Origin of the sequence: Leifsonia sp. NPDC102414, from assembly GCF_044765685.1 — a bacterium.
GTDB lineage: Bacteria > Actinomycetota > Actinomycetes > Actinomycetales > Microbacteriaceae > Leifsonia.
Genome location: NZ_JBIWKN010000002.1, coordinates 693015 through 714607 on the forward strand (window position 1 = coordinate 693015; position 21593 = coordinate 714607).

Here is a 21593-nt window from a genome sequence, read left to right on the forward strand (position 1 = left end):
CTGCAGCGGCCGAGCGTGACGCTCGCGCTGGGGTGAGCCGCGCGCCGCGTGTCAGCTCGGCGTGACCCGGTAGTTCAGGAACACCGTCCCGTTCGCGAACCGGCGCTCGTCCTGCAGCTCCAGCCCGAGGTTGAGCCCGCGCGGCAGCGCCGGGGTTCCGCCGCCGACCGCGACAGGCACCAGGATCAGCCGCACCTCGTCCACGAGCCCGGCCCGCAGTGCGGCCGCCGCGATGGTCGGGCCGCCGATGCCCACGTCGCCGGGAGCTGCGGCGACGAGAGCGCGCACCGCATCCGGATCGAACGTGCGCTCGAGGCTGGTGCGCGGGGTCGACACGGCGTCGAGCGTGGCCGAGTACACGACCTTGTCCGCACCGCGCCAGATACCCGCGAAGTCGACGACCACCGGCGACTCGTCCGGATCGTCGCCGAAGGTCTGCCAGACCTGCATGGTCTCGTACATGCGTCTGCCGTAGAGATACGTGGAGGTGCTGCGCTCCATGTCGTTGACGAAGGCGTGCACCTCCTCGTCCGGAGCGGCCCAGTCGAAGTTGCCCGACGTATCGGCCGTGTAGCCGTCGACGGACGCGATGGCGGAATAGAGGAGACGTGGCATCGGTGGTACCTCCCGCACCGACTCTAAGCAGTCGGAGGAGGATGCGCCAGGCCTCGTGCCTCTCAGCCGACCTGCGGGAACAGCGCGCCCAGCGCGTGGAGCTCGCCTCCGAAGAACACCGGCACGACGAGGTCGAGCACGAATGCGATTCCGAAGGCGAGCGCCACCGCACCGGCCGCGATGACGACGAGCACGGAGAACAAACGCAGATAGGCGTTCTCCGCGATCGAAGCGAGCACCCCTCGAGCCCGCTTGACCTGTGGCACCGCGCCCGTGAACGGGAGATGGTGGTTCAGTGTCGTCATCGTGGTTCCCCCTTGTTGGCCGATGTATCCAGTCAATCGGGGAGCGAGAGAGACGGCATCAGCCGAGGGTCGTGGATGGGTCATCCGCCGGTATGATTCCCGGGCGGGGACGATCGGCCGGAACGGCGGCCAGGGGGAGAGGTTTCGGTGACCCAGGAGACGACGGCGCGGTCGCGCGGATCGCTGTGGATCGTGGTGGTGTCGATCGTGACGGCGCTCGCCCTCGGGGTGGGGATCACGGCGCTGGTGCTCGTGATCGGGGCGCGTGACGCATCCACCCCTCAGGCGTTGGTGTCCGCGTACCTCACCGACGTGAAGCGCGGAGACGTGGAGGCGGCGACGAAGCTCGAGGGGCGCACGCACCGCGCAGTGGATGTGCTGCTCACAAACAAGGCTTACAAGAACGCGACGGACAGGGTGACCGCGTTCCGCATCGTGACCGTCCGGCCGCACGGGCGTGATGCGACGGTCACGGCGGAGGTCACAGGCGGAGGCACGAAGAGCACGCGCGACTTCGCGGTCAGCAGGGGAGCGTGGTCACCGGCCTCGCTGGTCGGCGTCGACAGCTGGAAGCTGGCGCCCGTCACGCTCGGCACCGTCACCGTGACCATCGGTGCCCCTGGCCGGGTGGATGCGACGCTCGCCGGGGTGCCGCTCGGCTGGAAGGGAGCGCCCCTGCGCCTCAATGCGTTCCCCGGAACGTACACGCTGGCGGCGTCCACCGGAAACGACTGGTTCACCCTCGCGGGCGCCACCGCTTCCGTGGCCGGGTTCGCGGACGACGTGCAGCTGCAGGATGCGGCCGTCCTCACCCAGAAGGGTCTCGACTCGGCGCAGGCGTCGGCGCAGGCGTGGCTCGACACGTGCGCGGCGTCGCCGGAGGCCCAGCCCGCCGGATGCTCGTTCGGGCTCAGCAGCGGAGCGGAGCCAGGCGAGATCTGGACCAACGCCGCGTGGACGGTGCAGAGCCGCCCGACGGTCACCGTCGGGCCGTGGGACTTCGGCTGCCACCTGCCGGACCAGGCCGCGGTGAGCACGGGAGGCTGCTGGCCGGTGAAGACCACGACGCCTGGCACTGTGACCTTCCAGGCCGACTTCTCGATGCCGGCGACCGGCGACTCCGGCACGGTGACGTCGACCGCGCCGATCGAGGCCGACGTGGAAGGCTCCATCTCCTCCTTCGGAGACGCGGGGGCGGTGTTCCAGTCGGTGACGTGGGGACCGGGCACGCCGGCGGAGGGCAGCTAGGCGCCGGCGGTCAGCCGAGGTGCGGGGTCGCGCCGTCCCAGGTGAGCGGGCGCACGAGCATCCCGCGATAGGCGTACGAGTCGTCCCAGCTGTGGAAGACGAGCCAGTCCTTCCCGCGGAAGCTGACGACGTTCTGGCCGCCTGGACCGTGGAAGGTTCCAGCGTGCGACGCTGACGTGAGGAACGGCCTCTCCTGGGAGGTGAACGGCTGAGTCAGCGACGAGCCCGTCGCTGTGCCGATGGCGTAGTCGTCGCCGCCGTAGTCGTTCGCGGAGAAGAACAGTACGTAGACGCCGTCGCGCTTCACCAGGTCGGGCGCCTCGACCAGAGCACCCTCCCACGCCCTGTCCTGCTTGAGGAGCTTGACGGGCGCACCCGTGAGACGGAGACCGTCTGGCGCCAGCGGGGCGGTCTCGATCCAGGTGTCGAGGCCGCAGCAGTTCCCGTCCGTCTTCCAGAGCAGGTGCAGACTGCCGTCGTCGTCGCGGAAGGTGGCGGCGTCGATCGCACCGCCCGCATCCACCGGGCAGACGAGCGCGGTCTCGGACGCGGGGACGAACGGGCCGCCTGGCGTGGTCGACGTCGCCGTGCCGATGCACTGGCGGCCGGAAGCGGCATCCTGAGCGGTCAGGTACATGACGAAGGAGCCTGGGGACACCTCGGCCACGTCTGGCGCCCAGGTGCGGCCGGGCTGCGCCCAGCCGGGCAGCACGGTGAGCGCGTCCGTCTCCGACACCGTCCAGTGGCGCAGGTCGGTCGAGGTCGCCGAGCGCACCAGGAAACCGGGGGTGTTCGTGGCGAACGCGTACGCCGTTTCGTCGTGGACGATGACGTCGGGGTCGGCGAAGTCCTGATCGATCGCGAACGTCGGACCGGCAGCGGGGGAGGACGCGGAGCCGGACGTAGGCGCGGGTGCGCTGCCCGAGCAGCCGGTCAGCGCGGTCAGCGCGGCCAGCGCGACGGCCGCCGCTGCCGCGACGCCGGCCGCCGCCGACCTCATCCCTTCACGCCGGAGCTGGCGACGCTGTCCACGATGTGGCGCTGAGCGATCGAGAACAGGATCAGCACGGGAATCGAGGCGATCACCGCCCCGGCCATCACGATCGCGAAGTGCGTCGAGTACGCGCCCTGGAGCTGGGCGAGACCGGGCTGCAGCGTGAGGTTCTCCGGACTGAGCAGCACGTACACCGGCCAGAGGAAGTCGTTCCAGTTGGCGAGGAAGCTCAGCACGGCGAGCGTCGCGAGGGCGGGGCGGGCGAGCGGCACGACGATCTGCAAGAAGATCCTGATGTCGCCTGCGCCGTCGATCCTGGCCGCCTCCTCGATCTCCACCGGCAGGCCGATGAAGAACTGGCGGAGGAAGAACACGCCGAACGCGCTCGCGGCGCCGGGGATGGAGATGGCCCAGATGGTGTCGAGCCAGCCCAGGTTCTGCACGATCAGGTAGTTCGGGATGAGGAAGATGACCGGAGGGACGAGCAGCGTGGCGATGATGGCGCCGAACACGATCTTCTTGCCCCAGAACTCCAGCCTGGCGAGGGCGTATGCCGCAGCGGAGGCCGTCACCAGGATGATCGCCGTCTGCAGAGTGGCGGCGAGCAGGCTGTTGAGGAACCAGCGGAAGATCGGCTGCTGCCCGCTCGACAGCGTGATGTACGCGTCGACCGACCACGGAGTCGGGAAGACCGAGAACGGGTTCTGGATGGCGTCGCTGTCCGTCTTGAACGACGTGAGCACGATCCACAGCAGCGGCAGCACGATCAGCAGGGTGAGCAGGCAGAGCACGACGTAGAGGACGATCTGACCGGCCGTACGGCGCGGTGACCTGCGCCGCTCCTGCCGGACGGGGCGCTGCTCCTCTCCGCTCGCGACAGGCTGCTGGGAGGTGACGGCCGTCATCTGGGTGCCCTTTCCGTGCGCTCCCGCTGCAGGCGGAAGTTGACGATGCTGATGATCGCGAGGAACACGAACAGCACGTAGCTCATGGCCGACGCTGCTGCCATGTTGTTCTGCGAGAGCCCCTGGTCGGAGATGTACATGATCGCGGTCCTGGTCTGGTTGCCAGGGCCGCCCTTGGTCACGATGTACGACTGACCGAACATGTTGGCGGAGGCGAGGATGGTCACCGTCACGACGAACGTCATGACCTGGCGCAGGCCGGGGAGCGTGACGCTGAAGAACTTCCGGAAGGGACCTGCGCCGTCCAGCGCTGCCGCCTCGTACAGGTCGTTGTTGATGCCCTTGAGGCCGGCGAGGATGATGACGGTGTTGAACCCGAGGGTCCACCACACCGTGATGCCGACCAGGGAGACCCAGACCCATGGCACGTTGACGGTCCAGGGGATGTCGGAGGGGAGGCCGAACATCCCGAGCACGTGGTTGACGATGCCGGACTGGGTGTCGAGCAGGTACTTCCAGATCACGCCGATCACCGCGACGCCGAGGACGTAGGGCGCGAAGAACACGGCCCGGAAGACCGTGCCGCCGCGGATCTTGCGGTTGAGGAGCTGCGCGATCAGCAGCGGGATGACGAGAAGGAACGGCACGCTGGCGACGGTGAAGATGCCGGTGGCGCCCATCGACTGCCAGAAGTCGCCGGAGGTGGCCGAGTTCGGCGTGAAGAGGTCGAGGTAGTTCTTCAGCCCGATGAACTGCTGGGTGTCGCGGAACGGGCTCCAGTTGGTGAGGCTGATCCACAGGCCGAACACGGCCGGACCGGCCACGAAGACGAGGAACAGGACGAGGAACGGCGCCAGGAAGAGGTAGGCCGTCTTCGTACGGCGCGGCGCAGCCAGCGTGCTGCTGCGCCGGGCGCGCCGAGGCGGCACCCCGGCGCCAGGCCGGGATGCCGCCTCTACAGCGAGCTCATTCGCCATAGGTCTGCTTGTTCTGGGTGAGCAGGGTGTTCGCCTTCTCGACGGCGTCGTCGAGGGCCTGCTTCGGCGACTTCTTGCCGGTGACAGCCTCGTTGACGGCCGTGGTGACCGTGGCGGTGACGCTGGTGATGCCGGGAGCCGACGTCTCGTAGTGGGCGTACGGGAGTTCGTCGAGGAACGGCTTCAGGTTCGGGTACTTCTTCACCAGGGCCGGGTCGTTGCGCACGCTGTTGCTCGCGGGCAGCTCGCCGGTGTCGGGCCAGCTCGCCGAGTTGTCGTTCATCCACTTGACGAACGTGGCGGCGGCGGCCGTCTTGTTCTTGTCCTGGCCCTTGTTGTTCATGAACATCCAGTGGGTGGATGAGGACCAGACCGCCTTCTCGGTGCCGATCTGGGGCACGGCGACCGCCGTCCAGTCGAGCTTGTCGAACGCGGTGTTGGTGGTCTGCCACACGCCGTTCCAGTTGAATGCCGTCTTGCCTGCGATCAGGGCGTTGATGTTGCCGTCCTGAGCGACGTTGGCCGGGCTGTATCCCTGCTTGATGAGGTCGACCATGTGGGTCAGCGCCTGCACGCCTGCGTCCGAGTTGAAGGTGGCCTTCGTGACGTCGTCGTTGAACAGGTCGCCGCCGAACTGCCAGAGCAGCGACTGGAACTCGAACGTTCCGGTGAACACGTAGCCGTCGACCCATTCGCCCTGGACGCCCGCCGTCTTGAGCTTCGCCAGTGCATCCATGTACGAGGCCTTGTCGGCGGGGATCGTGGTCGGGTCGATGCCCGCCTGCTTGAGGACGTCCTTGTTCACGTAGAGACCGAGCGGCGTGACGCTCCACGGGATGCCGTACTGGGCGCCTTTGTACTCGCCCGCCTTCATGAGACCTTCCGGGAAGTCGTCGGCGCTGTAACCGAGGGACTTGACGATGGAATCGCTCTTGAGCAGCAGGCCCTGCGCGGCGTATGTGGCGACATCGTCGCCGTGCGCGACCGCGACGTCCGGACCCTTTCCGGCCTTGACGGCGAGCGGCATCTTCTTCGCCAGGTCCGCCCATTCCATCGGGACGTTCTTGACGACGATGTTCTTGTGCTCCGAGTTGAACTTGTCGACGAGCTTCGGAACCAGCACGGGTGCTGCGCCGCCCGTCCAGCCGTTCCAGAAGGTGACGGTGACCTTGGGTCCGGAGTAGTCGCCGGACGCCACCTCTCCACCAGAGCCGCCTGAGCTGCCGCAGGCTGTGAGTGCGAGGCCGAGGCCCACGGCCACCGCGGCGGCCAGGACCCGCACGGCAGATCGCTTCTTCATGTGATTTCTCTCCCTTGAGTGACAGGCACGAGTCGCGGGCGGAGCCGCGCTGCTCTCGAAATTACAGCGCTAGAAATTTGCTGTCAAGCGGTGGACAATTGGTGACTCGGGGTAATCGGCCCGCAAAGTAGAGTTCTCATGACGAGAGGAGACGCGCGTGGCGGGTGTGCGCTTGCAGGACGTGGCGGAGCTCGCCGGGGTGTCGATGAAGACAGTCTCGAACGTCGTCCACGAATACCCGCACGTCAGCGACAGGATGCGCGAACGGGTCCAGAAGGCGATCGACGAGCTCGGCTACCGGCCCAATCTCCTCGGCCGCAGGCTGGCGACCGGACGCACAGGCCTGTTGGCGCTGGCGTTCGCCGACGTGACCCTCCCGTACTTCGCCGAGTTGGCCCGCCGGGTGTCCGACGTGGCGGAGGAGCAGGGATACCGTGTGTTGCTCGAGCAGACGGACGCCACCCTGGACGGGGAGCGCGCAGCGGTCTCCGGCATCGAGGCCGGCATGGTCGACGGCATCGTCTTCCAGCCGAGCGTGATGAGCTCCGCCGAGCTCGCGCAGACCAGGAGCTCTCTGCCTATGGTCATCCTGGGCGAGGGGGCCGCGCCGCTCAGCATCGACCGCGTCATGATCGACAACGTCGCTGCCGCGCGGGAGGCGACAACGCACCTCCTCCGCCTCGGCCGCCGCAGGATCGCTTTCGCCGGCCACGAGCCGGACCGCCTCTCGCGCACGTCGGAGCTCCGCATCGCCGGATATCAGGCGGCGCTAGAAGACGCGGGCATCGTCCCCGACCCGGCCATGCTCATTCCGAGCAACGCCATCTCTCCTGTGGAGGGAGCCGTGGCGATCGGGGCGGCCCTGGACGGCGGCCTGCAGCTCGACGCGATCATGTGCCGAGACGACCTGGCCGCCATCGGCGCGCTGCGTGCGCTCCAGGAGCGCGGCCTCCGCGTTCCGGAAGATGTGGCGATCACGGGATGGGACAACACGCTCATGACCTCGGTGACCTTCCCCAGCATCACGACCATCGCACCCGACCTCACGGCGCTCGCGACCAGGGCGGTCGCGATGCTCTGCGAGCGGATCGACGGCCTGGCCACGATGGGCAGGCACGAGCTGGTCGGCTACGAGCTGGTGACGCGGGAGAGCGCCCCGCTGGTCTGAGTGGATTCGCACGGGTGCCCGGCCGCCCTGCGCAATTCCGGCGCGACAGCATCCACTGTTTTACAGCGCTGCATTTCTAGGGCACGATAGTGTCCATGACTTTCCCCGCTGCAAGCGCACTCGACGGAACATACCCACGCCCGCAACTCGTGCGTGAGCAGTGGTGCGACCTGGGCGGCGAGTGGGCGTTCGCATACGACGACGCGGACGACGGTGTCGCGCAGTCCTGGTTCGCCGACGGTGCCGCAGACCGCTTCGACCGCACGATCGTGGTCCCCTTCCCTCCCGAGTCTCCGATGTCCGGGATCGGCGACACCGGGTTCCATCCCGTTGTCTGGTACCGGCGGACGATCGGCGCGGCCGAGCTTGGGACGATCGGGACCGGTGACGGCGCACCGCGCGTGATCCTGCACTTCGGCGCCGTCGACTACCGCGCCAGCGTCTGGGTCGGCGGCCGGTTCGTCGGTGAGCACGAGGGCGGCGGATCGCCGTTCTCCTTCGACGTGACGGCAATGCTCGCCGCGGAAGGCGACCGCCAGGAAGACGTCTCCGTCGTGGTCCGCGCCGAGGATGACCCGGCCGACCTCTCCCAGCCGCGGGGAAAGCAGGACTGGCACCGCGAGCCGCACTCGATCTGGTACCACCGCACCACCGGCATCTGGCAGCCGGTGTGGCTCGAGGCCGTCGCCGAGGTGGCGATCGAGCGCATCCACTGGACCCCCGACCTCGTGGCAGGCACAGTGGATGCGCGCATCCGGCTGAACCGCCCTGCCGGCGACGCCGCGCAGCTCACGATCGCGCTGACCTTCGACGGCCGTCCGCTCGGGGCGGTGACCGTGCCGGCGGTCGGACGGACGATCGAGGCGACGGTCCCCCTGCCGCAGCAGCGCAACGGCCAGGCGTACGAGGAGTTGCTCTGGTCGCCGGAGCATCCACGGCTGGTCGATGCAGTGGTGTCCGTCGGCGCCGACAGTGTGCGCTCCTACCTCGGGCTGCGCTCTGCGGCGGTGGCCGGCGGGCGGTTCCTGCTCAACGACCGCCCGTACTACGTGCGGTCCGTGCTCAACCAGGGCTACTGGCCGCAGTCGCACCTCGCGGCCCCGTCGGTGGACGGCCTGCGCGCTGAGGCGCAACTCATCAAGGACCTCGGGTTCAATGCGGCGCGACTGCACCAGAAGTACGAGGACCCGCGCTTCCTGTTCTTCGCAGACACCCTCGGCCTGCTGATCTGGGGCGAGTCGCCCGCCGCGTACGAGTTCACGCCCACAGCTGTCACCCGCACCACGCGCGAGTGGGCGGACATCGTCGACCGCGACTACTCGCATCCCTCGATCGTCACCTGGGTGCCGACCAACGAGAGTTGGGGCGTGCAGCACCTCGCCCACGACCGCCGGATGCGCGACTACGCCGCCGCGCTCGTCTCACTGACCAAGGCGCTCGACCCCACCCGTCCCGTCATCTCGAACGACGGCTGGGAGCACGTCGGTTCGGACATCCTGTCCATCCACGACTACGAGGCGTCCGGCGAGGTCGTCGCCGCGCGCTACGGCTCGGCTTCCTCGGTCGAGCAGCTCTTCGACGGTCTCGGGCCTGCCGGTCGCCGGATGCTCGTCCGCGGCGAGCGGGACAGGAACGCGCCCGTGATGCTGACCGAGTTCGGCGGCGTCTCGTTCGTCGACCGCGCGCACGAGGTCGACGGCGCATGGGGGTACTCGGCCGCGTCGAGCCAGGAAGACTTCGCCGACCGCGTCGGCGCGCTGCTGGCGGCGACGCTGGCGAGCCCGGTGCTCGCCGGGTTCTGCTACACCCAGCTCGCGGACACGGGGCAGGAGACCAACGGCCTGGTGACCGACGATCGCCGCCCGAAGGTCGCGATCGAGCGCATCCGTGAAATGGTGCAGGGTCCGCACGCCTGACGGGCGGGGCAGGGCGGGGCGGGGCGCTGCAGCGTTGAGCCGGCGGCTCAGTCCTCCGGTGAGGTCGCGCGGGAGGCGCCGGTGTCGAGGCGGCGGGCGAGGGTCTCGCGGCGGCGGGTGAGCACGGCGATGGTCTGGTCGAGGTCGGCGATGCTGTCGCGGTATGCGGCGAGGGATGCGGAGCACTCGTCGCTGAACCGGTGGCCGGTGCCGAGGCATTCGATGAACGGCGTGGCCTTGCTGGGGGAGATGCCCGAGTTCGCCAGCTCGCGGATCTCGGTGACGGCGCGCACCTGCTCGTCGGTGTAGTCGCGGTAGCCGTTGGGGAGCCGGTCCGGCAGCACGAGGCCGAGACTCTCGTAGTAGCGCACAGCCTTCACCGTGACGCCTGCCCGTTGGGCGAGTTCGCTGATCTGCATGGCTTCCTCCGCCCACAGCGTAAACCCTGACCCGCGGGTCAAGGTCAATCGGGCGTACACTAGTTAGTGCACTAACGAATTGAGGAGATCATGTCCGGAAGCTTCATGCGCTGGTACACCCGGATGAACGAGAAGCTGATCAGCGTCGCCGGTCCCGCCCAGCTCGGCGCAGGCCACCCGGAAGGCCCGGACCACCGCTCCGCCGCATCCCCGTGCCCGATCTGTGGACGGCCGATGACGGAACACACCGTGCTCCGGCCGGAAGGCCAGCGCGACGCCACCCGTCTCGTGTGCCCGTGACGGAGCTGTGACCGGCTCGACGGAGCTGTAACCGGCTCAGGGGGTTCGCGACGCGGCCGCGATGATCGCGTGCAATCCCTCGCGCAGGTGCTCAAGCTCGCTGACCGGCAGCCCGAGCCTGGCGACGATCTGGCCGGGGATCTTCTCCGCCTCGCTCCGCAGCTCCCTGCCGCTCTGCGTGAGCGTGACCTCGAGCGTGCGCTCGTCACTCGTGCTCCGCTTCCGCTCGACGTACCCGGTGGCTTCGAGGCGCTTCAGCAGGGGGGACAGCGTCGCGGGCTCCAACTGCAGAGCTTCGCTGAGCTCCTTCACCGACCGCGGGTCGCGCTCCCACAGCGCGAGCATCACCAGATACTGCGGATGCGTCAGCGACAGCGGCTCCAGCACGGGGCGATACAGCGCGATCACGCTGCGAGCGGCGACGGCGAGGCCGAAGCAGACCTGGTTCTCCAGGGCGAGCAGGTCATCGGGCACCCCCCGATTCTACGTCCGACGCCGACGGGCAAGCCTGCCGACACTGATCGCAGCGCCAGCGACGAGCAGCGCGGCCCCCACGATCAGCGCCGGCGTCGCATCCACGACGGACCCGGTCGCTGCCAGTCCGCCTGTTCCCGACCCTGACCCTCCAGACCCAGCCGGCCCCGTCCCAGGGTCGGGGGTCGCCGGTGGCGTCACGGGCGGTGTGGTCGGCGGCACCACCACGGGCGCGACCACAGTGTAGTTCTCCGCCCCGAACGTCTCCCCGGCGGCCGTGATCGTCACGGTCTTCGTAAGCGGGTCCGTCGTCGTGTATCCGTCCGGCAGCGTGAGGTCGATCGTGTATGTCCCCGGCACAAGGCCTGTCGCCCCGTATGCGCCGCTCTGGTCCGTGGTCACGGTGGCGGTGCCCGCCGGCCCGTCGATCGTGACCGTCGCGCCTGCGACGCCCGCCCCTGTCGTGTCGAGCACCGTTCCTGCGATGTCTCCGGTCTTCGCCAGGGCGAAGTCCACGCCTGTGACGTCGACCGCCGCGACCGTGACGGGGAGGCTCGCCGCACCGTCGACCACCAGGCCGTCAGGCGGCGTGACGGTCACCGTGTACGGCCCCGCCGGAACGCGCGGGAAGCTGTAGCTGCCGTCCGCGGCGGTGACCGTGCTGACCGTTCCGCCAGGGCCTGTGGCGCTCACCGTCACCCCGCCGACCCCGTTGCCGGAGGCCGTCACCGTTCCGCTGATGGTCGGGTTGGCCGCCACGACGAAGTCCTGGCCGGTGATCGGCGTCGTCGAGCCGGACACGATGGTGAACGGCGCTGGTCCGCTGGTCTGCGTGTAGCCGTCCGGCTGCGTCAGCAGCGCCTGGTGCGTTCCGACCGGCACCGTGTCGAAGAGGTAGCTGCCGTCCGGGTTCGTGGTCACGGAGACGCCGCCGATGGAGACCGTCGCGCCGGCGATGGGGTGGCCGTTCGTGTCCTTCACCGTCCCGCTGACCGCGACAGGGATGATGTCGCGCACCGCGAAGTCGACCACAGCATCCGCTGTCGTCAGGTCGGCGGGTGCGGTGGACGCGGTCACCGCGATCTTGCCGAGCGGCGGCGTGATCGACACCGTGTATCCACTGGTCGCGAGGAAGCCGGGGAACGCGTAGTGGCCGCCTCCGCTGGTCGTCGCGGTCCCCACCACGGTGCCGTTCGCATCCGTGAGCGTCACGGGCACGCCGTCGAGGGCGCCGGTGTTGGCGTCGGTGACCGTTCCGGAGATGTCACGGGCGAGCGAGGCGAACCAGGTCTGGAAGACCGGGAAGCCGGTGACTCTGGTGTACACGAACGTCAGGGATGCGATGGGCGCGTTCGGCTCGAACCACGCCGATGCGCCTGCCGTGTCGAGGGACTTCGGGTTGACGACAGGGTCGCCGCTCAGGGTCCTGGTGGCCGGGTCCCAGGCGGGTACGTCGGCCGGGGTCTGCGTCGGCGTGCAGACGCCGGGAACGCAATAGTTGAAGCTGCTGCGGTAGCCGAGCTGCGCCGTCGTCAGCGGCACGCCGTCCGGGCCGACCGCGCGGATCTGCACCTTGTCCGCGTCGATGTCGCCGAGCACGAACGTCCAGCCGGAGGTCGGCGTCGGCGTGCGGAAGGTGTACGTCGTCGTCGACGGCGATGTCGCGTTGTCCGCTCGCGGACGCAGGTTGAGGTATGGCTTGCCCTGGCTCGACCCGTACTTCGCCCCGACCGGTGTGGCGGCGGCGAGCCAGGTGGATGCGCCGGAGATGACGCCGACGGAGCCCGAGCGCGAGTCGCTGGTCACGTCCGCGATCAGCGGCGGGTTGTTCGCCACAGTCACGGTGGTCGTGTAGTTGTTGCTCGTGCCGGTCAGTGGCGCCCACCCGGCCCACTGCGAGGTGGTCGCGGCCGATGCCGATGAGGTGAGGAAGAGCGGCGCGACAAGCGCTGCGAGGAGGACCGGGGCGGCAACGCGGAGCTTGAGGCGCATGTCCGCCAGGCTAACCCCGCACCGCCTCAAAGTGAATGGTCGGTTCCCGACGGCGCCAGAAGCCCTCGTCGACCCACACCGCCACATGCAACCCGGTGAAGAATCCGTTATATTTGTTGAAAGATTGCACCTATTACATTGAGTGCTTTATCGAAGACGGCATCCGCTGCGGACGGATTGGAACACTTCTCCCGAGGAAGGTCCGTGCGGCAGGCCGCTCCTGGTGTCACTACCCGTCTCGCCCATCGATTCACGAGGAACCATGCCCAACCACCCGGAACCTACGGATCCGACACCCGAAGAACCTCTCGAGAACGCTGACGCTTCCGACAGTGAGCTCGTCGCGCGATCGCGTGCCGGCGATGCATCCGCCTACGGCGAACTCTGGGTTCGCCACGCCAACGCGGGCAGAGCGGCAGCGCGCGCGATCACGTCGTCAATCGATCCAGACGAGCTCGTCAGTGAAGCGTTCACGAGGATCTTGCACACGATCAAACGCGGCGGCGGCCCCACGAGCGGGTTCAGGATGTACTTACTGGTCACCATCCGCAATCTGGCCGCTCGGATCGGCTCTCGCAACAGGGAGGTGCCGATCGACTGGGCCGACGACATTGTGGACGAATCCAGCACAGACCAGGAAACGCTGCGGGCTCTGGATCGCGGCATGACGGCGGAGGCGTTCGCGACACTTCCTCCACGATGGCAGGAGGCGCTCTGGTATTCGGAAGTCGAAGGTCACAGCCCAGCCGAGGTGGGCAAGTTTCTCGGGATCAGCCCAGCGGCCGCATCCATGCTCTCGTTCCGAGCGCGGGAGGGCCTGAGGCAGGCTTGGATCCAAGCACACATCACATCGGAGGGGGAGGACGACACTCACGCATGGGTGATCGAGCGGCTCGGCGCCTACAGCAGGAACGCGCTTCGCGCGCGCGATCGAGGTCGGATCGAGGGCCACCTTCGCGGTTGCCCGAAGTGCGCAACACTCGCCGGAGAGGCATCGAATGCGAGCTCGAGGCTGACGTTCGTACTGATTCCGCTAGCCGTGGGAGTGGCGGCCAGTATCGGCTATCGCGCCGCAGTCGACGAGGGCGCCACGCGGTTGGCGGCTCAGGGATTCGAACCGACCGTGGCCGATGTCGGCCCCTCTTCGCACCAGGCCTCCGTTCAGGGTCCGGCTGGGGAACATGATGCCGTACTCGGCGGCACCCGAGCCCAGCCGCCTCAACTTCATCTGCCGCCGGTCCGACCTCCACTTGCACTCCTGGCGAGCGCTGCCGCCGGCACGATACTCACCGCGACCCTCGCGAGTCTCTCCATCATCAATCCTCCTAACACTCAGCCGATGGATGAGGCCCGCCCCCCGTCCGCGGGCGCGTCAGGCGCGTCGGGTGCGTCGGGTGCGCCAGTCACCCCAAGCACTTCAGATCCGACGCTCCCGCCGGAGGACCCCCCGCGCGCGGAGCGCAGCACTCCGAGACCGACAGAGACTCCGGGAGCCGGAACACACCCGCTGTCCAACCCCAGTGCGATCCGAACCTCGCTCGGCGAGCTTGCGGTCGCTGTGGATCGGGGCCCGAATGACGTGTACTTCCCCGTGATGCGCGGAATCGCTCCGGCACACAGAGAGGTCGTGATCTACCACGACGCTGTGGAAGTCGGCAGGGCACGTGCCAGCGCCGAGGGCACGTGGCGAACTGAGCAGATCGAGGTTCTCTCAGACCACCTGATTGTTCAGCTCGAAGACGATCCCGACACTTCTCTTGCGGTCGAGATCTCGACCGAGTCGCCACAACTCACGGCCGACCGCTCCGAACAAGGCTGGAGGCTGGCGGTCCACGGCAGAGCAGGAGCTCACTTCGAACTTCAGACAGATGCCGGTTCAGCGCTCGTTGCAGCACGGCTTGACGCCGACGGCGCGTGGAGCGGGACCTATCCGCCACACGTTCTCGACTTCCGTCTGAGCGGCCGATATGCCGCAGGCGACCGATCCGGTCCGTGGATCTCCGTCAGCACCCGACTACGAACACTGTGAGGAACCAGTGACGACCATCAGAATCGGCCGATCCGCATTAGCCAAAATGGGGGGAGGCCTCCTCGCAATAGTCACGACTTTCGGAGCCGCACACCCGACGGTGCCACCGTGGGGACAAACCCCCGCCACGATCGCCCTCGAACTGACAACCGGCGCAAGAATCGCAAACGGATCCGACACTCACACGGCAACGGCCACAGTGAGAAACGCGCGAGGGGAGCCGTTGTCGGGTGTTGCGATCACCTTCGCGCTCGAGAACGCCCGACAGGATGTGCTGAGCACACGGACGAACGACATGGGAGTGGCGAGCGCACCACTCCGAACGACAAAGGCAGGAATCGTCGGCATCGTCGCGGCCGTATCAGGGTCAGACGTCAGGCAGCGAAGCGAGGCCCTCTTCGTCGCTGGCGTGCCAAGCCTCGAGCGGTCCATCGTGGAGTGCTCATCTGACGCTCGCGTGGCAGACGGAACAGATACGCACTGGTTACGGATGCAATTGCTCGATCGCTTCGACAATCCCGTTTCAGGGATCACGGTGCACATCTCAGCAGATCCGGCAGTGAGGCTCGTCGGCTCACAAACGACGGGAGACGATGGTGTCCTCCGCTCGGGCTTCACGTCCGTGCAGGCCGGTGCGCACCGCATCCACGTCACGTGGAAGGGCATCGAGCTCTGGGAAGAGGTGGCTCGCTTTCGGCCGGGCGTGCCAGACGGTTCGCGTTCCACGCTCACAATCTCTCCGGACGTGCTTCGATACGAAGAGCAGGGTTTCTATCTGGTACAGGCGAAGGTCACCGACGCGAACGGCAATCCGGTCGCCGGAGCGCACGTTCACTTCACACCCAGCCCCAGGTTCCTCCTGACGACTGGTCAGGCAATCACGGACGCGGACGGAAGCGCGACCACCACGGCGGTTGCCGCACTGTCACATACGCATGACGTGTCTGCAGTTGTCGACGAATCGACGATCGGGTCCGTGACCATTCAGGTCGTCGACCCTCATGACATGTAAGTCACTCCAGAAAATCACGTGCGTCACGAAATCTCATTCGAATCGTAAGTCAGGCTCCCGCAACCCGAATGTCTTCCTCAGCGCAACTTTAGCCGCGTTCCACCCACACAAGCCGTGGACCCCCGGGCCGGGCGATGTGGAGGAGGAGCACAAGTAGACGCCGTCGATCGGCGTGGTCCACGGCGAGCCCACGAGCCTCGGCCGGCCGGCGATCTGCCACATGGTGACGGCACCGGCGCCGATGTCACCACCGACATAGTTCGGATTGTGAGCGGCAAGGTCTGCAGCCGTGGCGCTGTTCGTTCCAATGATGAGATCGCGAAAACCGGGGGCGTAGCGCTCGACCGAGCGGGTGACGGTGTCCAGCTGGTCACGCGTCGATCCTGCTGGCACGTGCGCGTACGCATACAGCACGTGCCCTCCGCTGGGGGCTCGGGAAGGGTCGAAGCGCGTCGGCTGCGAAAGGAGGAGGTACGGATCTTCGGCGTGACGCCCGCGCGCGATCTCCCGCTCCGTACGTCCCACGTGAGTCGCCGTGCCGCCGACGTGTATCGTTCCTGCATCCGACAGTTCCGCGTTGGACCAGGGAACAGGACCGGCAAGCGCGAAGTCGACCTTTGCGACGCCTGGACCGTAGTGAAAGTTCGAAAGTCGGCGTTGATAGCCGGAGGGCAAGCGGTTGCGTGCCATGTTCAGGAATCCGCGGGCGCTCACATCCAGCATGACGCATCGTGCGGGTGGCAGGGCTTCAAGGGTGTCCACCTGATGGTCGAGCACAAGTTCCCCGCCGTGGCGCACAAGGTCGTCGATGAGGGCGTTGACGATCGACTTGCTCCCACCCACCGGGATGGGCCAGCCCCTCGCGTGCGCGTGTGCGCCGAGGACGAGCCCGACGGCTGCAGCTCCGAATGTCGGCATCGGCTGCACCGTGTGCGCGCCGAGTCCAGCGAGAAGTGCCGGGGCGATGTCCTCACGGAACCGCAATGTTCCCAGCGGTGAACCGTGTTCGACGACGGATGCGACGAGTCGCACGGCTGCGGAAAGCGAGGTAGGAAACCGAAGGGGTGCGCCAGAGGACAGGTCCACCAGGCCGCTGATCTGCCTGGTGAGGGGACCCATCACGGACTTCCATGCTCGACCGTCTGCGCCGAGACCGTCGGCCGTGCGATCGAGATCCCGGTAGGACAGTCCCACGAACGTGGGAGCAAGATGTGCATAGGAAAGGTCGGGCGTGAGGAACTCGACCCGCTTCGCGAGCTCGAATCGTTCGAAGAACGGTGAAGCCAAGGCCATCGGGTGCACAGCGGAGCACACGTCGTGCAGGTAGCCGGGGATCGTGAGCTCCTCCGTGCGAGCGCCACCACCAGCTTCAGAGGCCCGTTCGTATACCGTGACGCTCAGTCCCGCTCTGGCCATCGTCACTGCGGCGGCGAGTCCGTTCGGTCCGCTCCCCACGATCACGACGTCGGGAGCCGCACTCATGAGCCCGCCTGACTGGTCGACCGAACTGCGTTCTGCCGGGACGATGCGCTCTGACCGGACTCGCAGCGTGGCTTGGCGTGGCGCTTCGCTGGAGATTGGAGACGAGCCGTCACCCTGTACTTCCTTCCGGCTCCCGAGCTGCAGTCGGCCCGGATCGAGGCCCGCACGACCATGCGAGCTCAGGTAATCAGACACGCGGGTGGGCGGCAGATAACGCGGCAGAGGCGAGTCGAGACGAGCAGACTTCCGACATCCCGCGCGTGTGATCTCGCGCTATATTTTCGGTCGGCCAGGGGGGAGTGGTGCATCGTCTACCGGGTCATACGGGTCACCGCGGTTGTGGGCTCCCTCACGTCGCTCCACCTCCGCCAGGAGTGCCTTCTGCAACATCCCGGACCAGCTGGGGTCGCCTTCCAGACCACCTGTGGCTCGGTACGCGGCGCGAGCGCGTGCTCTCAACTCCGCGGACACGTAGAAGGCCAGAGTGATGCGCTTCGTGCTGTTCTCCATGTGCTCCCGCTACTCCGCGCCGACGGATAGGTCCGCGCACGCTCGAATCGTGTGGCATCTCACCTGTTTCAGAGCGCATCGAGTGCCGCTCATAACGGGGTGACCGCTGTTTCCCCTGGACCTCGTCGCAACCAGCCCTGATCCACCGCGTGATCAAACGGCGAAGAGCGGGTCTCTCCATGTATGGAATTGAACGATGGAGGAAGAATTGAGCTTCACCGCGAAGGCGCCCAGGCGACGAAACGGCAGCGGCGGATTGCCGGGCAGATCGTAGCGGGCGCGGTCGCGCTGCTGCTGCTCGCGGGGTGCACCCCTGCTCCTGCGAAGTCGCCGTCTACGACGGCCGCCAGCGCCAGCGCGCTGGGTCTTCCCATCATCGACGGCAGCGTGACGGACGAGGGCACGACGGGCGACTCGAAAGGGCGCCGTGTGATCGTGAAGTCGGATTCTTCCGGACTGCTCGAACGGGCCGCGAAGAAACTGGAATCTGCTGGCTTCAAGGTCTTTCCAGCCTCTGATGATGCGCTCGGTGCAACGAGCAAGAAGTATTTCGTGTCCGTCTCGGTTGCGGCAGGCAAGGTCACCTACGTCTTTACTCCGAGATAGGAGCGACCCTCCCGCGCGCGTTAGAAAGTGCGAAGTCGGGAGTCTAAGGAGTGGCGGGTTATTCGGGTTTCCCGCCCAGTAGCGTGCCGATGGGTTTACTCGGTGCGCTGCCGCCGGCCCGCTCGCGACCGCGGGCCGGCGGCCTTCCTTTGTTTGGCGCCGGTTCGGCTGACAACGTGGCCGTGTAGCCGATGGAACGCTCATCGCTGCCATCGTGCTGAGGCCGCAGTCAACACTCTATTGACGCGAACTCCTAGCTTGACCGGATGGCGTGGAGAAGCCAAAGGAACCATGCCGTTCGGCTAGGAGCCGTGGTCATCCGACCGGCCCGTCGGGGACGACCAGCCGGATGGGTGCGCTTTCTATGCATTGGGTCCGTAGGCGCGAACGGGTGAATGAGGCTCAGTCACTGCGCTGCAGCGTGCGCCTTCGGTGCTTGGTAACGGCGACGAACGAAACGTGAACGAGGCCGTACACCAGCAAGAGCCATCCGATCATCGAGATGATCGCACCCCCGACGATCGTGCTCCGGAAGGTGGATACCCAACCGAGATAGGGGATCGCGTACCAGACCCTCCCCTTGATCTGCTCCGCTCGCACAGGTTTTGCGTCGGCGACGGCGTTGTTGTCGCCCCGGGTGGTGAAGGCCCGCGAACCCGCTGAGTCGACGGACACCGCGGTGATCCGATGCGTCACGACCGCAGGCTTGCCGGAGACGAGCTGGTACGTGACGATGTCTCCCACGCGGAGGGCGTCTGCCGGTGTCGGTTGCACGACCACGAACGTTCCGGGGGGAAGGCTGGGCTTCATCGACGAAGTGAGGATGGCGTAGGAAAGCGATCCAGTGAACGCCGGAACGCACAGGGCGAAGAATCCGATGACCAGAACGACGACGAGCAGGCCGGACACCGCAGAAACGCCGATCGCCGCGAAGATCTTCCGGGGCCGCAGACGCGCCTTTGTCGCCTGATGCCGGGGGGAGACGGCGAGCTCAGGCATGCGGACCACGACCAGACGGGGACGTCGAGTGGCGCCGACGCCTCCACAGGGCAAGAGCACTGCCGAGAGCGAGCGCTGCTGCAGCGACCATGGTCACGGTCCCAGCGTGTGCGAGCCCTGTTGCTGCAAGTGCTCCGGGAGGTGCGGGGTGCGCATCGGCAATCGGTCCAGGGGATGGTCTGTCTCCCGGACACGTGTCGTCGTTCTGAGCCGGACTCTCAGAGAGGAGAACTTCCAAGCTGAATTCGATGGCACCGTTCTGGCCGTGAGTTCCCGAGAGATCGTTCAAGGCCAGCACCGACCTCACCTGCACGCTCTGCCCCGCTGGTAGCGATGCGCCTTCAAGCAGCGTGAGGCACGGCCTCGCAGTGGAGACAGGCAGCGGCCGCCCAGGCTGTTCTGTCGTGCCCGCCGATATCGTCAATGCGTCAAGGACGTCGAGATTCGGTATCTCGACGGAGGTGAGAACGATACGGAGGTACCCACGCGTTGTGCCGTTGTTCTTGACGAGAAACGAGTCGGTCGCCGTGCCGTGCGGCACAAGGATGTTCCCGTCGAAGAGGCCGCTGTATGAGCGGGTATACGTCATGCCATCCGGGGAGACTTCGGCGATGTGCGGAGCAGGCTCGGCACCGTTGTCAGCCAGAGCGGGACCGCCGGTGCCGATGAGCAGGCCCGTCGTCAGGACAAGCAGGCAGCCGTGGGCCACCGCGCGCATCACGTTCCGTCTCCCGTGTCCGTCGGCGCAGCGACCGGCAGCTGGGTGGCGCTGAACGACTGCAGCGCTGATCCATTGCATTCCTGTGTGGAGAGGGGCGACGACGAGACACCCGCCGTGAGACACAGTCCGGATGCGTCGTTCACAAATTGGAAGAGGCCAGGCGCAACAAGCTGGGGCTCCCAGCCTTGCGCGGGTTCGGCAGTGTCTCGAAGCTGCATCGCGACGCCGCCCGTCGTGTTCGGTTGAGCGAATCGATTGGCAGGGCCGGCTGAGCGAATGCCCACGATCGAGCCGCCGAACGGGGTGAGCGTGAACCATTGATTGGAGAAGCTCGGGTCCAGATCTCCGTGGCAGGGAAAGGTTCCTAGCAGTGCACCGGGAGCAGTGTTGACCCCGCCGGTCACGTCGAAGCACCCTGACTGGCCGGACGGATTGATGTTGTACCAGAAGTTGCCGAGCGTTGCGAAGGGGTAGATCTGCGACGTGCTGATCGCGGAAGCGGTCTCGGCTGTAGCAGCGAAGGCGTGGAGGGACAGCCGTGCTTCAACGCTGACGTCCGCTGTCCGTGCGCCGGAGACCGCGGCGGCGTCTTGGCGGGAGTCGATGCTGCTACGAATGCAGATGACCTGGGAGTCGCCAGGGGCGAGCGCGGCGGTGTTCACCGTGACGCCGCCCGCCCACGTGCCCTGAACCGCATCCCCGTTCGGGATGGCAGTGTTTGTGCACTCCGTCGCGGCCGACACGGGCCACGCGAGTGCACGGGTGGATGAGACGAGCTGGTCGGTGCTGGAAGTCGTGAACTCTGTTTCGACAGCGGCCGGAAAAGGGCTGACGCCTGTGGTCGTGTTCGAGACGGTGACCGCCGCGGTAGCGGTCATCGACGAGTTCGTGAATGCGATCGGCGGGAGCGCTCCCACCGAGACGGACACGCTGCCGGCACCGACAACACCGGTGGCGGTCAGTCGAGCACTCCACGATGCCTCCGCGACCATACCGCCGCCCAGTCCAGAGAGAACGAGTGCTAGAGAGAGGAGGGAGCACATGGCCACCGCTGTACGACGGCCGCGATCGACTCGTTTCATGGCGTCTCCTGATCTGCCGAGAGAAGCAACGTGAACGCGGCGATGCTCGAGCCTTGGGAACTCGCCGGAACGTCTGGCAGCAGCGTCACCGCCAGGCAATAGGTGAGAGCTTGTGATGCCGCTTGCACTGGGCCGATGCGAACCGCGGTTTCCGTGAGTGTTTCGAGGCCTGCGCCGTCATCCGGGCACGGGGCAGGGCCGGCGGCGAAACGTACGTCCCCGTTGCTCGCCGTGGCATCGTCGAGCGAGGCAGCGAGGGTGAATGGCGTGTTGCCGGTGTTCGCGACGGTGAAGTCGGCCAGCCGTGTCTCTCCGGGCAGCATGCCTGCCCAGGTCGCCGGCCCGAATTCCGCTGTCGTGCTCGTCGGCGAGGCCGTAGTGCCGACAGCGATGGTGGCGGTCAACGTGCCGGACACGATCGTTGTGGAGGCGATCGGGGCCGTCGCGTTCCAGAGCGCGTAGCTTCCGCGCGTGATCGTCAGCGCCGCCACGGCGAGGATCACGACGATGAAGGCCGTGGTCGAGAGTGATCCGCCGCG

21 protein-coding genes are annotated in these 21593 nt (G+C 67.1%); 7 read left to right on the plus strand and 14 right to left on the minus strand.

Annotated features, from left to right (window positions below; genetic code table 11):
- Window positions 1-51 precede the first annotated feature (51 nt).
- Together ACIRCZ_RS11770 and ACIRCZ_RS11775 are read right to left on the minus strand one after the other, a co-directional pair.
- Window positions 52-615, minus strand: coding sequence for a dihydrofolate reductase family protein (locus ACIRCZ_RS11770; protein WP_402853205.1), 564 nt, complete (start codon window positions 613-615; stop codon window positions 52-54).
- Window positions 616-677: 62 nt separating this feature from the next.
- Complete coding sequence (locus tag ACIRCZ_RS11775) at window positions 678-920, minus strand: hypothetical protein (RefSeq protein WP_055897087.1); 243 nt, start codon at window positions 918-920, stop codon at window positions 678-680.
- A 147-nt stretch (window positions 921-1067) separates the two neighbouring features.
- Here ACIRCZ_RS11775 and ACIRCZ_RS11780 point away from each other — a divergent pair, with 147 nt between their 5' ends.
- Window positions 1068-2168: a hypothetical protein gene (locus tag ACIRCZ_RS11780; RefSeq protein WP_402853207.1), complete on the plus strand. Its 1101-nt coding sequence runs from the start codon at window positions 1068-1070 to the stop codon at window positions 2166-2168.
- A gap of 10 nt (window positions 2169-2178) precedes the next feature.
- On the opposite strand, the gene ACIRCZ_RS11785 is transcribed toward ACIRCZ_RS11780, so the two are convergent.
- The 4 genes from ACIRCZ_RS11785 to ACIRCZ_RS11800 are packed head-to-tail and all read right to left on the minus strand — an operon-like array spanning window position 2179 to window position 6344.
- A complete protein-coding gene (locus ACIRCZ_RS11785; RefSeq protein WP_402853210.1) occupies window positions 2179-3168 on the minus strand; it encodes a glycoside hydrolase family 43 protein in 990 nt (329 codons plus the stop codon).
- Entirely contained in the window at window positions 3165-4067 is a 903-nt protein-coding gene (locus ACIRCZ_RS11790; protein WP_402853213.1) for a carbohydrate ABC transporter permease, read from the minus strand. The genes ACIRCZ_RS11785 and ACIRCZ_RS11790 overlap by 4 nt, the downstream gene beginning before the upstream one ends.
- Window positions 4064-5044 (minus strand): carbohydrate ABC transporter permease, encoded by a 981-nt coding sequence (locus tag ACIRCZ_RS11795; RefSeq protein ID WP_055897071.1) that lies wholly within the window; start codon window positions 5042-5044, stop codon window positions 4064-4066. The genes ACIRCZ_RS11790 and ACIRCZ_RS11795 overlap by 4 nt, the downstream gene beginning before the upstream one ends.
- Window positions 5034-6344, minus strand: a complete 1311-nt coding sequence (locus ACIRCZ_RS11800; protein ID WP_055897066.1) for an ABC transporter substrate-binding protein — start codon at window positions 6342-6344, stop codon at window positions 5034-5036. The genes ACIRCZ_RS11795 and ACIRCZ_RS11800 overlap by 11 nt, the downstream gene beginning before the upstream one ends.
- 157 nt (window positions 6345-6501) lie before the next feature.
- Between ACIRCZ_RS11800 and ACIRCZ_RS11805 the strand changes: the two genes are divergently transcribed.
- Both ACIRCZ_RS11805 and ACIRCZ_RS11810 read left to right on the plus strand, forming a co-directional pair.
- On the plus strand, window positions 6502-7512 hold the full coding sequence (locus ACIRCZ_RS11805) for a LacI family DNA-binding transcriptional regulator (RefSeq protein ID WP_402853218.1): 1011 nt from the start codon (window positions 6502-6504) through the stop codon (window positions 7510-7512).
- A 95-nt stretch (window positions 7513-7607) separates the two neighbouring features.
- Window positions 7608-9428 carry a glycoside hydrolase family 2 protein gene (locus tag ACIRCZ_RS11810; protein WP_402853221.1) on the plus strand — a complete coding sequence of 607 codons (1821 nt, stop codon included), beginning with the start codon at window positions 7608-7610 and terminating at the stop codon, window positions 9426-9428.
- A gap of 47 nt (window positions 9429-9475) precedes the next feature.
- Here the strand turns inward: ACIRCZ_RS11810 and ACIRCZ_RS11815 are convergent, their stop codons facing one another.
- A complete protein-coding gene (locus ACIRCZ_RS11815; protein ID WP_055897056.1) occupies window positions 9476-9847 on the minus strand; it encodes a MerR family transcriptional regulator in 372 nt (123 codons plus the stop codon).
- A 90-nt stretch (window positions 9848-9937) separates the two neighbouring features.
- Between ACIRCZ_RS11815 and ACIRCZ_RS11820 the strand changes: the two genes are divergently transcribed.
- Entirely contained in the window at window positions 9938-10147 is a 210-nt protein-coding gene (locus ACIRCZ_RS11820; protein ID WP_055897053.1) for a hypothetical protein, read from the plus strand.
- A gap of 36 nt (window positions 10148-10183) precedes the next feature.
- Here the strand turns inward: ACIRCZ_RS11820 and ACIRCZ_RS11825 are convergent, their stop codons facing one another.
- Both ACIRCZ_RS11825 and ACIRCZ_RS11830 read right to left on the minus strand, forming a co-directional pair.
- Window positions 10184-10621, minus strand: coding sequence for a MarR family winged helix-turn-helix transcriptional regulator (locus ACIRCZ_RS11825; RefSeq protein ID WP_055897048.1), 438 nt, complete (start codon window positions 10619-10621; stop codon window positions 10184-10186).
- A gap of 9 nt (window positions 10622-10630) precedes the next feature.
- On the minus strand, window positions 10631-12613 hold the full coding sequence (locus ACIRCZ_RS11830; protein ID WP_402853226.1) for a collagen binding domain-containing protein: 1983 nt from the start codon (window positions 12611-12613) through the stop codon (window positions 10631-10633).
- Between the two features lie 262 nt (window positions 12614-12875).
- On the opposite strand from ACIRCZ_RS11830, the gene ACIRCZ_RS11835 reads away from it, so the two are divergent.
- The gene (locus ACIRCZ_RS11835) at window positions 12876-14642 is read left to right on the plus strand and encodes a sigma-70 family RNA polymerase sigma factor (RefSeq protein ID WP_402853228.1); all 1767 of its coding nucleotides are present in this window, start codon (window positions 12876-12878) and stop codon (window positions 14640-14642) included.
- Between the two features lie 7 nt (window positions 14643-14649).
- Complete coding sequence (locus ACIRCZ_RS11840; RefSeq protein WP_402853230.1) at window positions 14650-15654, plus strand: Ig-like domain-containing protein; 1005 nt, start codon at window positions 14650-14652, stop codon at window positions 15652-15654.
- A 33-nt stretch (window positions 15655-15687) separates the two neighbouring features.
- On the opposite strand, the gene ACIRCZ_RS11845 is transcribed toward ACIRCZ_RS11840, so the two are convergent.
- Window positions 15688-17136, minus strand: coding sequence for a phytoene desaturase family protein (locus tag ACIRCZ_RS11845; protein ID WP_402853233.1), 1449 nt, complete (start codon window positions 17134-17136; stop codon window positions 15688-15690).
- A gap of 273 nt (window positions 17137-17409) precedes the next feature.
- A complete protein-coding gene (locus tag ACIRCZ_RS11850; RefSeq protein WP_402853236.1) occupies window positions 17410-17646 on the minus strand; it encodes a hypothetical protein in 237 nt (78 codons plus the stop codon).
- A gap of 183 nt (window positions 17647-17829) precedes the next feature.
- On the opposite strand from ACIRCZ_RS11850, the gene ACIRCZ_RS11855 reads away from it, so the two are divergent.
- A complete protein-coding gene (locus ACIRCZ_RS11855; RefSeq protein WP_402853239.1) occupies window positions 17830-18252 on the plus strand; it encodes a hypothetical protein in 423 nt (140 codons plus the stop codon).
- Window positions 18253-18654: 402 nt separating this feature from the next.
- On the opposite strand, the gene ACIRCZ_RS11860 is transcribed toward ACIRCZ_RS11855, so the two are convergent.
- From ACIRCZ_RS11860 to ACIRCZ_RS11870, 3 genes are all read right to left on the minus strand, one after another.
- The gene (locus ACIRCZ_RS11860) at window positions 18655-19251 is read right to left on the minus strand and encodes a signal peptidase I (protein WP_402853623.1); all 597 of its coding nucleotides are present in this window, start codon (window positions 19249-19251) and stop codon (window positions 18655-18657) included.
- A gap of 717 nt (window positions 19252-19968) precedes the next feature.
- On the minus strand, window positions 19969-21054 hold the full coding sequence (locus tag ACIRCZ_RS11865; RefSeq protein WP_402853242.1) for an RICIN domain-containing protein: 1086 nt from the start codon (window positions 21052-21054) through the stop codon (window positions 19969-19971).
- Window positions 21051-21557, minus strand: a complete 507-nt coding sequence (locus ACIRCZ_RS11870) for a hypothetical protein (RefSeq protein ID WP_402853245.1) — start codon at window positions 21555-21557, stop codon at window positions 21051-21053. The genes ACIRCZ_RS11865 and ACIRCZ_RS11870 overlap by 4 nt, the downstream gene beginning before the upstream one ends.
- Window positions 21558-21593 lie beyond the last annotated feature (36 nt).

Coding starts and splice junctions, on each gene's coding strand:
- ACIRCZ_RS11770 (WP_402853205.1), bottom strand. CDS start 615: ATGCCACGTCTCCTCTATTCCGCCATCGCGTCCGTCGACGGCTACACG.
- ACIRCZ_RS11775 (WP_055897087.1), bottom strand. CDS start 920: ATGACGACACTGAACCACCATCTCCCGTTCACGGGCGCGGTGCCACAG.
- ACIRCZ_RS11785 (WP_402853210.1), bottom strand. CDS start 3,168: ATGAGGTCGGCGGCGGCCGGCGTCGCGGCAGCGGCGGCCGTCGCGCTG.
- ACIRCZ_RS11790 (WP_402853213.1), bottom strand. CDS start 4,067: ATGACGGCCGTCACCTCCCAGCAGCCTGTCGCGAGCGGAGAGGAGCAG.
- ACIRCZ_RS11795 (WP_055897071.1), bottom strand. CDS start 5,044: ATGGCGAATGAGCTCGCTGTAGAGGCGGCATCCCGGCCTGGCGCCGGG.
- ACIRCZ_RS11800 (WP_055897066.1), bottom strand. CDS start 6,344: ATGAAGAAGCGATCTGCCGTGCGGGTCCTGGCCGCCGCGGTGGCCGTG.
- ACIRCZ_RS11810 (WP_402853221.1), top strand. CDS start 7,608: ATGACTTTCCCCGCTGCAAGCGCACTCGACGGAACATACCCACGCCCG.
- ACIRCZ_RS11815 (WP_055897056.1), bottom strand. CDS start 9,847: ATGCAGATCAGCGAACTCGCCCAACGGGCAGGCGTCACGGTGAAGGCT.
- ACIRCZ_RS11820 (WP_055897053.1), top strand. CDS start 9,938: ATGTCCGGAAGCTTCATGCGCTGGTACACCCGGATGAACGAGAAGCTG.
- ACIRCZ_RS11830 (WP_402853226.1), bottom strand. CDS start 12,613: ATGCGCCTCAAGCTCCGCGTTGCCGCCCCGGTCCTCCTCGCAGCGCTT.
- ACIRCZ_RS11835 (WP_402853228.1), top strand. CDS start 12,876: ATGCCCAACCACCCGGAACCTACGGATCCGACACCCGAAGAACCTCTC.
- ACIRCZ_RS11845 (WP_402853233.1), bottom strand. CDS start 17,136: ATGAGTGCGGCTCCCGACGTCGTGATCGTGGGGAGCGGACCGAACGGA.
- ACIRCZ_RS11850 (WP_402853236.1), bottom strand. CDS start 17,646: ATGGAGAACAGCACGAAGCGCATCACTCTGGCCTTCTACGTGTCCGCG.
- ACIRCZ_RS11855 (WP_402853239.1), top strand. CDS start 17,830: ATGGAATTGAACGATGGAGGAAGAATTGAGCTTCACCGCGAAGGCGCC.
- ACIRCZ_RS11860 (WP_402853623.1), bottom strand. CDS start 19,251: ATGCCTGAGCTCGCCGTCTCCCCCCGGCATCAGGCGACAAAGGCGCGT.
- ACIRCZ_RS11865 (WP_402853242.1), bottom strand. CDS start 21,054: ATGAAACGAGTCGATCGCGGCCGTCGTACAGCGGTGGCCATGTGCTCC.